Source organism: Mucilaginibacter sp. (assembly GCF_036383575.1).
Taxonomy (GTDB): Bacteria; Bacteroidota; Bacteroidia; order Sphingobacteriales; family Sphingobacteriaceae; genus Mucilaginibacter.
In genome coordinates this window covers 13,582-27,376 of the sequence record NZ_DASVOB010000435.1, presented here as the reverse complement: position 1 = coordinate 27,376, position 13,795 = coordinate 13,582, and the positions used below count along the sequence as shown (strand labels likewise).

Below are 13,795 nucleotides of genomic sequence, written 5' to 3'. Positions count from 1 at the left end.
TCCAATACTTGAATATGTTCTTAAAAGAAGCCGACAAAGTTGTGTTTGACAAGGACAACCCAATCCTGAACACGATGTTTGATGACCGCCTAAAGGGTGAAGCGTACGGTCTGCGGGCGTTATTAAGCTTCTACATGTTGCAGGCACATGCGGGCAAAACCAATGGTGGGATATTTGGTTACCCGATTATACTGGACCCGGAATCGTCAAATTCTAATTTTAATCAGCCGCGCGCAAAATTTGAAGACTGCATGCAGCAGATTTATGGCGACCTGGACAAGGCCGAGGAATTGTTGCCCCTTGACTATAAAGACATCATCTCCGCGTCGGAGATCCCCGCAAAATATAAAGGTGTGGTTGTGGAAACTTACAACCGGGTATTTGGAAAGTTATTCAGTCAGCGGATGACGGGCAGGATCGCTAAAGCAATTCGCGCCAAAGCAGCATTGATGGCGGCAAGCCCAGCGTACGCCGAAGGGTCGACAACAACCTGGGAAAAGGCAGCAAATGCGGCGGCTACGGTGATCGATCTGAACGGCGGACTCAGCGGCCTTGCAGCCAATGGACTTACCTGGTACGCCGGAGGGGGTGGTAACCAGATTGATGGGCTCGGATCGGGAGCTAATCCCGCAGAAATTTTATGGCGCACCGGTATTGTACAAAACAGTGACCTGGAGGCTGATCATTTTCCTCCAAGCCTGTCAGGCCAGGGACGCCTAAATCCCAGCCAGAACCTTGTAGATGCTTTCCCCGCAGTAAACGGATATCCGGTTACAAATGCAGCCAGTGGCTATGATCCTGCATCGCCATACGTTAACCGTGATCCCCGTTTGGCGGCCTATATCGTGGTTAACGGAAGTTCAGCGGGGCCTTCATCTTCACCTGTCTATACGGCAACCGACAGAAATACGAATGATGGGCTCAACAAGGTTGAGACTTCCACCCGCACCGGGTATTACATGCGGAAACTGCTACGGCAGGACGTGAACCGAAATTCAAGTTCTATTACCAATCAAAAACATTATAAGCCCCATATCCGGTACACGGAAATTTACCTGGATTATGCAGAAGCCGCAAATGAGGCATGGGGGCCACTGGTAGCTGGTACACATGCTTATTCAGCTTATGACGTAATTAAAAAGATCCGTCAACGCGCGGGGATAGGGCTAAATAACGGCGATGCCTATCTTGAATCTGTTAAGGGCGACAAGAACGCCATGCGTACTTTAATAAGGAATGAAAGAAGGTTGGAGCTTTGTTTTGAAGGTTTCAGGTTCTGGGACCTGCGCAGGTGGGCCACAAATCTTACCGAGGCGGCCAGGGGTGTCAGCATTGTTCAGAACACCTATTCGCCTATCACCGCAGAAAACAGGTCCTTCAAGGACTATATGACCTATGGCCCTATTCCTTACAGCGAAGTTTTAAAATATAACGCACTTCAGCAAAACACCGGGTGGTAGTACCAGGACGCTTTTTATCAAACATGTACTTAAAACTAAAAAAATGAAAAGATTAATATATGCTTTTGCAATACTGTTTTTGTCGGTAACACTCAGCTCCTGCAAAAACTCTGATGTTGTCTTTCCCGACTATAAGGTCCAGGCAGTGTACTTCGCTTATCAATACCCCATTCGCACCATTACATTGGGTGAGGATATTTACAATACTGATCTTGATAATCAGCACAAATGCCAGGTCATGGCAACAATCAGTGGCGTTTACTCAAATACCAAAGATATCACAATCGGTATCAAAGTAGATAACACCCTAACCCAGGGGCTTCAGTTTAACCCGCCTGATTATAACGGCGAAGTTTTGCCGATGCCAGCTTCCTATTATCGTCTCGCATCCGACAAGATCGTCATACCCAAAGGAAAAATCGTAGGTGGTGTAGAAGTTCAGCTTACCGACGCTTACTTTGCTGATCCCCTTGCTACTAAAGTAACTTATGTGCTCCCGGTAAGTATGACAAATGTCAGCAATGGCGATTCTATTTTAAAGGAGAAGAATTACACCCTGTACGCCATCAAGTACATCAATATGTGGACAGGTAATTACCTGCGGAGGGGAAAAGATATTATCCAGGGCAAAGACGGGCATTCGGAATTGACCAACACCATCGTACGTCATAATCAGTATGTAGAGAAAGATGAGGTCAAAGCGGTAAACACTATCTCGCTTACACGGGCATTGTTACCGCTGGTTTTTAAGGGCGTAGGGAACGTGAACGAGGACTTTCCGCTGCAACTTTCTTTTGATGAAAACGGCAATTGTTCAGTATCTGCCGGGGCGACAGGTTTTATCGCCTCGGGTACCGGCAAGTTTGCAAAAAGAGGCGAGAAGAATAGCTGGGGTGCCCAGGACCGCGACGCGATCTACCTGAACTATAAAATAGAATCAAATGAGATGAAAATAGCTTGTACCGATACGCTGGTACTGCGCGACCGGGGAGTTAAGATGGAAACATTTAATCCGACAAAATAAATTTCAAACCTATTTAGATCGTTAACAATGAAACAACTTCTTAAAATAACTTTTACGCTATTCGTTGCCGCGTTTTTAGCATCCTGTTCAAAGCATGAAGTACTTGATTACAAGGTTGAAAAACCGGTATCCGTTGCCGCGCAGGAACAAATTGATGCCTATCAACCCCTGAAAACCTACCTGGACCGGCAGGGTAATCCCAATTTTAAACTGGGAGCAGGCGCGTCCTTAAGCGATTATGTCAGTAAAGGCCTTATGTACCGTTTAATTAACAGCAACTTTGATGAGATAGCGCTTGGCTACGAAATGAAACATGGAGCAGTGGTACAGGCCAACGGAGACCTTTCGTTGAAAAGTGTCCAAAACCTGATCGCCACAGCAAAACAGGCAGGTATTACCGTGTACGGACATACCCTGGTTTGGCATGCCAACCAAAATGCAGCTTATCTCAACAGCCTGATCGCCCCGACGATCATAGCCGGTTCCGGGCCCACCTGGGATATCGTCACCAAGGCTGATTTTGAAACAACCAACGCGTCAAATTACCAGGTAGCGGGTTTAGAGAGCTCATTCACTGCTCCGGGTACCGGATTTAACGGAACCGGGAGGGCTTTAAAGCTGACCAACACCACCGTATACGACAATGACTGGCAAGCACAGTTCTTTTTAAAGTTTTCTCCGGCCGTTGCCGTAGGAGAGAAATATGAATTGAGCATGAATATCCGTTCAGATGTCAATGCTTCCTTTAGTACGCAGGCCCATGTTGTACCATTCCAGTACAAGCATTGGGATTTTTTTGGTCAGCTTTCGTCAACGCCGGCATGGACTACATATACTAAACAAATAACGGTCACTCCTGAAATGGCGGACTGCGGGGCCATCGCATTTAACCTTGGGAAAAACGCCACGAATTACTATTTCGATAATATTACATTGAAAAAATACAATGAAAAGGGTGGGCAGACCGAGATTCAAAAGACACCGGAAGAAAAGAAAACCCTGATCACCAACGCCATGGACAAATGGATCAAAGGAATGGTCACTGCAACCAAGGATTACGTAAAAGCCTGGGACGTGGTTAACGAGCCGATGGATGACGGCAAGCCATCTGAATTAAAAACAGGTGTTGGCCGTACTTTAACGGCAGACGAGTTTTATTGGCAAGATTATTTAGGCAAGGACTACGCGGTCAAAGCATTTCAGCTGGCCAGGGCTTATGGTAATACGGATGATCTTCACTTTATAAATGATTATGGACTGGAGTCGAATCTTGATAAATGCAAAGGGTTAATTGCTTATGTAGCATACATTGAAAGTAAAGGTGCCAAGGTGAACGGCATAGGCACACAGATGCATATTGACGCCAATACCGACCGCTCGAAGGTTGCAGAAATGTTCAGATTGCTTGCCGCTACCGGTAAGCTGATCAGGGTATCAGAACTTGATATGGGCTTATCCGGAAAAAAGACCGCCCAGGCAACACCAGCTGATTATAATGAGCAAAAGGATACCTATAAATATGTGATTCAAACTTACCTGCAAATCATTCCGAAGGCACAGCAATATGGTATTACACTCTGGAGCCCTTTAGACAGCCCGGAAAACTCGTTTTGGCGGGCAGGGGAGCCAATCGGTTTATGGACTGAGGGTTATGTAAGAAAGCCGGCATACGTTGGGGTAGCGGATGGGTTGACGGGGAAATAGTAGGTTTGATACCGGAAAAGAAAGGCACAGCGCATTTAAAATGCACTGTGCCTTTTTGCTTTCTATACCTGTGCCTTGTTTTTGCACATCCTGGAGAAGTCATCAGCAAAACAAATACGATGTGGTGTGTCGCGCTTAAGCATCCCGATGGCTTTGCAGGAAAGTAATTTGTGTGCATAGTATTACTTCTGTGGTGTTTTTTGTAATCCGATCAAGGGAGATGCAGTTAGCATTCCTGGTAAGCCTTATCGTTTTAATTATTTAATAGTTCAGCTGGCTATCATGTAGCTTATTCTATTTATATGGCAAACAAACTAAAAAACCCGTGCTTCAAACAAAGCACGGGTGGCGAAAGGTTAGGTGGATTATTTGTTACCCAATAAAAGCTAAACTGCCATTGCACTGAGGCACAGCGAACTTATAACTAACGGGTTTCTATTTGTAAAACAGTGATCGAGTATGCTGAAAGAGGATATGAGAACGATTTTTTTACCCCCTTAAAAGTAGAATTTTGCGGCACGATCTTTCGGGGATCAGTAATTGTATTGGTATCTTCCGGTTTTTCTGCTTTCAGAGCAATTACCTTGGCTACGGCTTTAACGTTTCCAATTCCGCTCAATTCTAAATCAATATTTTGTACCGATGGAAGGCAATTAACGAGCTTTAAAAAGATTGTTCCGGTTTTGCTGTTACGGGTTGCTACATAAAATAAACCCGGATAGTTTTTCGGTTTTACTGATGCAAGTGAATCTTTGTGATTGAGTTTTTGAATCTGGGTTGGAATATTCGATCCTTCAATGCCAATAATTTCATCACCCTTGTAAATGTTGAACAGTTGCTGGGCATAATAGGACGGTGAGCCGTAACTGTTCAGTGTATTGTAACCTATCAGATCGGATTCCCATTGCATACCACCTGGGTTCACGTTTACAAACAGGGGAGCAGAACATGACATCACAACGATATCAGAGTTACGTTCCATTCCTGTCATCCATGCTGCATCTCCCAGGGCCGAGTTAAAGTTGGGTGTCGGAGAACCTTCGCGGGTCGCCCATTCCCCCACAAAAACTTTGGGTCCGTTGCGGTCGTATTTGTCGTAATGATCGGCATCGCTTTCCATATCAAATGCGTTCCTGTAGTAGTGCTCATCCACAACATCCGCTTTCTTAGCGTCAAATTGGTAGCGGGTTCCCAGCCAATCTTTTCCTCCCATTGTTGCAATAACCTGGAGGTTTGGATACTTTGCTTTAATGCCATCAGCAAATTGATTAAAGCGGCCGTTGTAACTCTTTGATTTATCGAAGCCGTCCTCGTTACCTACTTCCACATAATGAAGCTTAAATGGTTGCGGATGGCCGTCCTGTGCCCTCTTTTTACCCCATTTAGTGGTTGTGTCGCCTATTACATACTCTATTTCTTCCAGCGCGTCGTCAACAAATGGTTTAAGTAATGGGCCTTCTTCCAGGTAATCCCCGTTCAGGGCGTAACCTGCAAACACTGCCAGCAGAGGTTCCATGTGCAGGTCTTCGCACCATTCAAGATACTCCAATAAACCAAGTCCGTCAGAAGACCTATAGCCCCAGGTACCCATATGGCCTGGCCTGTGATCAATAGGGCCCAGCGTTTTCTTCCAATCGAAACGGGTGGAAAACAAGCCGCCTTCCAGGTAATTTCCACCTGGTAAGCGAAGAAATGAAGGACGCATATCCGAAAGCAACTGCATAATATCCTGGCGGTTTCCATTCGGTCTGCTGTTAAAAGTTGGCGGAAACAGGGAAACCAGCGAGAAATAATAATTACCGGGGCTTTGAGGTCTTAGAACCAGCCGCGTGTCTGCTGTAGGCACTGCGTCTGCCGGTGTGCTGAAGGTATATTCAAATTTTTGCCAGCTTTTTCCAAGTCCGGAAACAACGGATCTTGCATAAACCTTTTTGCCATCTTTAGATTCAATCGATAAGTTTATCGTAGCTTTTTCCTGGTTCTCTGTGAATGCGTAAAAGCTGCCGCGGTAGGTGGTCGACGGTTTAACCGGGATCCCCCAGAATCCGTCGTTAGCTATCCCGGCAATAACATCGGATCCTAATGCCTTAAGCTTAAGGCTTACCGGCAAAGCGCTGTTTACGGGGTGATCGGCATCCAGGCTGATAGATGAACTGTCGTTTGCTGCTTTAACAATTGTCCAGTGATCTGGTTTTTCGTGATTATCTTTAAAAGACCTGTTACGGATCAGTTCTCCGTAAATTCCTCCGTCATAGGAATAGTTGATTTCTTCGGTCATCAGCCCGTAAAGGCGGGGACTGACCTTTGCGATAGGTTGTTTTAAGTTGAGCGTAAGTTTCGGTTTGTTTTGGGCAACAGCAATTAGCGGCAGCAGGCCACAGGTAGCCACGCAGGCACGGAACGTGATTTTTTTGGCGAGATTCATTTTAGGATTAATGGTTGAAGTCTATTATATTAAATAAAGTTTATCATGCAGGATTCTAATGACAATGGGTATTCAGCAGCTTTGCATAGCTATGCCAATAAAAATTATGCGCGGTTTATAATGTTGCTAAAGTAGAGATATGAGTGTGAATGGTAACAAAGGTTTTATTAAAAAAACACAACAATTGTTTAACCGTAATTTCTTCTGAAATTTCTATGGAAGGCACATCTTACTTACTTAAAATAGTTGCTCAGATTGGGCGGAGTTTTATGAGATTAAGAATGCAATTGATGGAAGGTTTTGACAATTTTGTAGAAGGGGTGTTCAAAGAAAGTGTCTTCATCAAATTATGCAAACGGATAAGAAAAAGCGGAATTTAGCTTTTTGATAGTGGAAATTGTACAGTAGTGGTGTAGGCTTACACAAATGTTTGCTTTTTTTCTTGATACGTGCTATATCTTTGGAAGATGCTGCGCAGAAAATTTGATTCGACTGCTTTGCACATCCAATTATTAATTAAAAATTATTGTGACGTTCTGCCAACTGAATTAGCGCTTTTCTGACTCAGTTCAACCGGGCGTTTCAGCAACCAATTGTTGAGAAGATGATACCGCTGCGAGTAAATTTGCTTTTTTCTAAATGTTCATCGGTTTGCCTCCTTTTATTGTGCTGCCTCAGCGTCACGTTGATTCCCGGTAAGGCACAGGCTCAAAACACAGATGTTAAATTTACAACGCTGACCACGAAGGACGGGCTATCTGCCAATACAGTGAATGCCATTCTTAAAGACCGTTACGGCTTACTTTGGATTGCCACCGAAGAAGGGCTGAGTTCCTATAACGGGAATAATTTCAAAACCTATATTCCCCGTTCACCGGATATGTCGGTCTTTCAGTCTAAAGAGGTGTTTGCACTACATGAAGATGCCGTCGGCGATTTGTGGGCAGGTACCCCTGGTAGTTCCCTTTATCTATATAACAGAAAGACGGATTCTTTCGACATGTACCCGCAAAAGGGTGCCAAAGCGCAACTTACAAACAGGTTTATCACTGCCATCTGTAGTGACCATTTGGGAAAGCTTTGGGTGGCTACAATGGGTGGTGTAAATATAGTGGATCACAAAACCGGCAGGATCGAAAAGCTTGATATTGACCCGCGCCGGGAAGGGGGGAGCCGGTCTGAAAATACGCTTTGCGTTTTCGAAGACAAAACTAAAAAAATGTGGATAGGGACACTCTTTGGTTTATATCAATATGATTTTAACACTCGTCAGATCCGCTTATACAGGCATAATAACAGCGATGCCAGAAGCCTTGTTAATGATACAGTCAAAACCATCGCACAAGATAAGGATGGGGGGATCTGGATCGGCACAAACAATGGCCTCAGCCGTTTATCAGAAGATCAGAACAGTTTTGCAAATTATAAATATGTACGGGGCGATGCAAGGTCAGTAAGCGGTAATATCATTTATCAGGTAGTGAGTGACACGGATGAGCATATTTGGATCGGTACGGAGGGCGGGTTGGATGTTTTGAACATTCATACAGGTGCGATCACCCAATATGTTCGGAACGGACGTGAGCGGTTTAGCATCAATAGCAGGGCGATCAGGTGCGTTTATATTGATAAGAATGGCATTTACTGGATAGGTACTTATCCCGGAGGGATCAATAAGTTTGATAAGAACCTCACGTTGTTCAACGTAAAAAAATACAGTGAATTTGACCCCGAAGGTTTGAACGCGCCGCTCGTTACTTCCTTTGCCGAAGGGCGTGACGGGATCATTTACGTGGGGACCGACGGCGGCGGACTTAATATTTTCAATCCATCAACAGGGCTGTTCAGCCACCCAAACATCGTTTCCCGGAACGGTATAAACGCCGACGGTTTACCAATATTGAATATGACCATGGACCGGCATGAGCAGCTTTGGATCGGCACCTTCCGAAACGGGTTGTTTGTTTACGATACGCGCACCGGCGCTTACCGGCAGATGTTGCAGGATGAAGGCCCATTTCATATCAACAGCAATGAGATCTTTTGTACCAGGGAGGACCGGGCCGGCAACATGTGGATCGGGACTAACGGTGCCGGCGTGGACATGTACAATCCAGAAACGAAACGATTTTTAAAAATTGCCCCGGAACAACGACTGGAAAGAGATAAAACTTTGCCTGTGAACGGCTATATCCGGGCTATAGAAGAGGACCGGCAAGGTAATATCTGGATCGGGTCATTTGGATCAGGTATTGCGGTTTACAACCCGCGTTTACAAACCTTCGCCGTGCTGGATATGGGCAGTACCGGATTTCCGATCAACAAGATCCTTTCCCTGTATGAAGACCGGAGGGGCAATATGTGGATCGGAACAGGTGGCGAAGGGCTTTTTTGCTATAATGAACAAACAAAAAAAATTACTGCTTATGGTGGCGACAAGGGCCTGCCTAATCCAGTTGTCAGAAAGGTTTTGGGTGACGGTGAAGGAAATATCTGGATCAGTACCAATAACGGCATTGGTTGCCTTAACTGGAACACGCAAAAAATTGTTTGTTATAATTCAGATAACGGTTTACAAAATAATGCTTTTCTTCTTGGGGCGGGTTTTCTCGCATCGAACCGTACGCTCTATTTTGGCGGGGTGGAAGGGTTTAACTTTTTCAAACCTTCGGATATTAAGATAAATAAAAACATTCCTGCCGTTCAGTTAACCTCCCTAAAAGTAGATAACAAACCTGTTGTACCTGGCGAGGGATCTGTATTGCAGGAGAATCTACAGGTAGCCAGGAGCATTCAACTCGCTTTCGGGCAGAACTTCGCGATCAGCTTCAGTGCGTTAAATTATACCCTGCCAAATCAAAACCGGTATGCCTACAGGTTAAAGGGGTTTGAGAATAGCTGGAATAACGTAGGTAACATCACTACAGCCAATTACACAAACATCGATCCGGGTACTTATACATTCGAAGTGCGGGCGGCGAATAACAATGGTGTATGGAATAACGAGGGGGCCAGGATCACCGTGATCATTCGCCCGCCATTTTATCGTACTACAGTTGCCTATATATTTTATATAGTTTTAGTTGGCCTGTCACTATATTTCATTTGGCGAGGTGGCGTTAAAAAGCTACAAAGAAAATTTGAAGTGCAGCAAGAGCGTTATAACGCGGAGCGTCAGCACGAGCTGGATACGATGAAAATTAAATTCCTGACCAATTTAAGTCATGAGTTCCGCACCCCGATCTCGCTGATCCTGGCCCCGGCTGATAACCTTTTAGCGCTTCAGAAAGACAGCCACATCGCGTCACAATTAACCGTCATCAAACGAAATGCTAAAAGACTGCTCCACCTGGTTAATCAACTGCTTGATTTTCGTAAAATGGAGGAACATGAACTGACACTTAATTTAACTGATGGCAACATTTGCCGCTTCCTGAAAGATGTAGTTTCCTCTTTTCAGGACCTTGCAGCATCAAAAGCAATCAATCTGAATGTTAACTTCCCGTCGGAACCGTTGGCTGTAAAATTTGATCATGATAAAATAGAAAGGATCTTTTTTAACCTTTTGTCGAACGCTTTCAAGTTTACCACCGCCGGCGGCAACGTTTCTGTCAGCGTCGAGGTCATGTCGGCAGAAAGTGATCCGGATATTACCTGCATAAGGATCAAAGTGACTGATACGGGGATAGGTATTCCAGCTGAAAAGCTGGATAAAATATTCGATCGATTTTTCCAGGCACTGCAGGAAAACGGAACTGCAAGCCAGGGTAGCGGTATTGGATTGTCCATCACAAAAGAGTTTGTGCAAATGCATGGTGGAACCATCTCCGTAGCGAGCAAACCAGAACAAGGAGCTTCCTTTACGGTAAATCTCCCTCTTCCAAACGCCGTTATCCAGAATACTGAAGGTATCGCACAAACATCCGGTTTAGCAAATTTGCCAACAGCACAGCCAGATCTTTCGGTAACGGTTTCTGGCAGAAAGTCAAAAAATGGCGATCTGCCCACCTTATTGATCGTGGAAGACAATGACGATTTCAGGTTCTACCTGAAAGACAACTTGAAGACCTTTTATAAAGTTGTAGATGCGGCTAATGGCCTTGAAGGATGGAACAAAGCGCTTTCCTGCCACCCAGACATTATTGTTAGCGATGTCAATATGCCGCAGATGGATGGACTTCAGTTTAGCCGGAAATTGAAGAATGATAAAAGGACCAGCCATATCCCTGTTATCCTGTTAACAGCGCTTAATGGATTTGATCAGCAGCTGACCGGTTTGGAATCAGGTGCTAACGATTACCTTACAAAGCCATTCAGCTTCGAAATACTTCAGGCTAAGGTGAGGAACCTGCTTGCCCTTAATATGAACTCCAAAAGTGCCTATTCTAAGCAGATCAAGATTACGCCTATGCCTGTTGATATTGAATCGAGCAGTGAAAAGTTCCTTAATAATGTAGTCGTTTATATTGACGAGCGGTTAAATAAGGAGAATGTTTCCATAGAGGACCTGGCCAGTAATTTTGATATGAGCCGGGGTACTTTTTATAATCGCATGCTTGAAATTACCGGGAAGCCGCCGGTTGAATTTATTCGTTCCTATAAGCTTGACCGTGCCGCGGTATTGCTGGCCGAAAGTGATTTCACCATAACGGAGATCGCTTACAAAGTAGGTTTTGGTACCCCTCATTATTTTACCAAAACCTTCAAGGCTAAATTTAATATGTTGCCTTCTGAGTTCCGGGCTATGAAAAGGGAGGAGCTGAAAGTCAATTGACCCGGGAAAGTGTTTAATGCTAATACTTCCAATAACAAGCGCCCCGATGATACTTATATGTTTCTTTCGGAATTTTATTGAAAATGAATAGTCTCCCAATACTTGTTTGAGGCCGCTGCTGATTATTTCAGACAGGCACTAAAAACGGTGGCCTGTCCCGATGGAAATCACTGATAATACATCTTTACTTGACCGGCAAAAATCTATGTATTAAACCATAGTTATAGGGTAACACAGGGAAATACTGGCTCCCAACCCGTATTTCATTGGGGAAAAGTTGTATAAATGAGCCTAATAGTTGTAGTTCGGTATTTGGGGTTTGGCCAATTTTGAAACCTGAATACCAATTATAATTTCTGGTGCTGATTTTTCGAAATGAGCGCTGGGAGATCTACCGATCACATTCAAATAAACTCAAAAAGTGAAAAAGACTATTTTTTTAACCTTATTACTTGCATCCTTTTGGTCATCGTATTGCCGCGCTCAGCAATCCGATAACGAAGACGGCACTTTTACCAACCCAATTATCTGGTCCGACTTTCCGGATAATGATGTTATCAGGGTTGGCGATACCTATTATATGGTTTGTACAACAATGTACTTTTTTCCCGGCGTACCGGTTCTTAAATCAAAAGACCTGGTCAACTGGCAGTATGTAACAAATGCCGTGAAAAGTTTCAAACAAGATCCTGCTTATGATATGTCCGGCGGCACCCGTTATGGCCACGGTCAATGGGCCAGCAGTATCCGGTACCACGATGGTAAATTCTATATTTTGTTTCTAACATTAGACGAAGGCGGCTTTCTGTGCACCGCCGACCGCGCCGAAGGGCCATGGAAATTGCAAAAGCTGCCAAAGGCATTTTATGATTCAGGCCTCTTTTTCGACGACGATGGAAGAAATTACGTGGTTTCCGGGTTTTCAAAGCTTTCGCTCACCGAAGTCGACAAGAATATCGCGCCGGTGAGCAAGGATAGCGTTATTGTGAGCAAGGTCCTGCGCAAGGGGCTGGAAGGCAGTCATATGTATAAGATCAATGAGTATTATTACATTTATGCTACTTATGGTGGTGGCGATGGCTTCCAGGTTTGCCTAAGGTCGCGTAGCATATATGGCCCCTACGAAGAAAAAATCGTTCTGAGGGACGATATGAACCAACCGGGGAAAGGAGTACATCAGGGAGCCCTTATCGAAACGCAAAAAGGGGAATGGTGGAGTGTTATTTTCCAGGATCGCGATGGGGTAGGACGGGTGCCCACGTTGCAACCTGTTACCTGGACAGATAACTGGCCAATTGTAGGCGAAAACGGCCGGGCAGTTGTTACCTACCGTAAACCCAATGTTGGTAAGAAATGGCCGGTAGAGATATTGCCGACAAGTGATGAATTTAACACTGACAGTTTGGGGGGGCAATGGGCATGGAACCATAACCCTGATGATAATTCCTGGTCTTTAACAAGCCGCAAAGGATATTTGCGATTGTCGACAGCCAATGTTGCAAAGGATCTTACCCTGGCAAGAAACACGCTAACCCAACGTTTATTCGGGCCGTTTTCTGTAGGCACGGCAGCTTTTGATATTGCCCATATGCAAACAGGTGATATTGCGGGCCTCGGCGTGCTGCAACTGCCATATGCATTTATCGGGGTTAAGGCTTCGGGGCCAAATAAGAAAACATTATTAATGGTGAATAACGGCAAGGTAGTTGACAGTATTCCGTCAGTAAATGCAACCCAGCTTTATTTCAGGTCATCGGTCAATACTACCAGTGATAAGGCTACATTTTATTACAGTTTTGACAATAAAAAATTCCATCGACTGGGTGATACCCTTTATATGAAGTTCGACCTCAAAATGTTTACCGGTAACCGTTTTGCAATATTCAATTATGCAACCCGGCATACCGGCGGATATGTAGACTGCAATTGGTTTAGAATGAGGACGAGGAAAGGACCTCCAAATCTTTTTAACGCGCAAACGGCTGTCGAAGCAAGGTACTATGACGAAGCTTTGTTGGCTAAAACTATAATGGCAAAAGGACCGGCTAATGATAAGAAGGTAGTTGTTGAAGCGCCTAACGGATCTACGGTAACCTTTAACCGTGTTTCTTTCAGTCGGGAATGCAGGTACTGGAAATTAAAAGCAAGCAGCCAGGCCGCAGGCGCCACCGTTGGATTGTTTGTGGATGACGATCTTGAAACGCCGCTGGCGGTGATTACAATTCCGTCGGGTGCTGGTAACCAGGCGGATACTTATACTGCAGCAATCAAACCTTTGGCAGGTATCCATAAGATCACCCTCAGATCAACCACCTCGGATAATGGCAGTATTCTGATTGATAAACTATCATTTTCTTCCGCTAAATAGTGGGAGAAAATGATAGTTTTAAAGGATCAAATTTTGATAT

6 protein-coding genes are annotated in these 13,795 nt (G+C 44.7%); 5 read left to right on the top strand and 1 reads right to left on the bottom strand.

What is annotated here, in order from left to right; all coding sequences use genetic code 11:
* The 3 genes from VF500_RS15300 to VF500_RS15290 form a co-directional block, all read left to right on the top strand.
* Positions 1-1,460, top strand: a 1,460-nt coding sequence (locus VF500_RS15300; RefSeq protein WP_330860497.1) for a RagB/SusD family nutrient uptake outer membrane protein, incomplete at its 5' end; no start/stop codon positions are given.
* 43 nt (positions 1,461-1,503) lie between these two features.
* Positions 1,504-2,484, top strand: a complete 981-nt coding sequence (locus VF500_RS15295; RefSeq protein WP_330860496.1) for a DUF5627 domain-containing protein — start codon at positions 1,504-1,506, stop codon at positions 2,482-2,484.
* A gap of 27 nt (positions 2,485-2,511) precedes the next feature.
* The gene (locus tag VF500_RS15290; RefSeq protein ID WP_330860495.1) at positions 2,512-4,188 is read left to right on the top strand and encodes an endo-1,4-beta-xylanase; all 1,677 of its coding nucleotides are present in this window, start codon (positions 2,512-2,514) and stop codon (positions 4,186-4,188) included.
* A 424-nt stretch (positions 4,189-4,612) separates the two neighbouring features.
* Here VF500_RS15290 and VF500_RS15285 read toward each other — a convergent pair whose 3' ends face one another.
* Positions 4,613-6,613 (bottom strand): alpha-L-arabinofuranosidase C-terminal domain-containing protein, encoded by a 2,001-nt coding sequence (locus VF500_RS15285; RefSeq protein ID WP_330860494.1) that lies wholly within the window; start codon positions 6,611-6,613, stop codon positions 4,613-4,615.
* Positions 6,614-7,298: 685 nt separating this feature from the next.
* Between VF500_RS15285 and VF500_RS15280 the strand changes: the two genes are divergently transcribed.
* Positions 7,299-11,387 (top strand): hybrid sensor histidine kinase/response regulator transcription factor, encoded by a 4,089-nt coding sequence (locus VF500_RS15280; RefSeq protein WP_330860493.1) that lies wholly within the window; start codon positions 7,299-7,301, stop codon positions 11,385-11,387.
* Between the two features lie 421 nt (positions 11,388-11,808).
* Entirely contained in the window at positions 11,809-13,755 is a 1,947-nt protein-coding gene (locus VF500_RS15275; protein WP_330860492.1) for a glycoside hydrolase 43 family protein, read from the top strand.
* Positions 13,756-13,795: the final 40 nt, after the last annotated feature.

Bases quoted from the DNA above. Each gene is read 5' to 3' on its own strand.
- VF500_RS15295 (WP_330860496.1), top strand. From the start codon at position 1,504: ATGAAAAGATTAATATATGCTTTTGCAATACTGTTTTTGTCGGTAACA.
- VF500_RS15290 (WP_330860495.1), top strand. From the start codon at position 2,512: ATGAAACAACTTCTTAAAATAACTTTTACGCTATTCGTTGCCGCGTTT.
- VF500_RS15285 (WP_330860494.1), bottom strand. From the start codon at position 6,613: ATGAATCTCGCCAAAAAAATCACGTTCCGTGCCTGCGTGGCTACCTGT.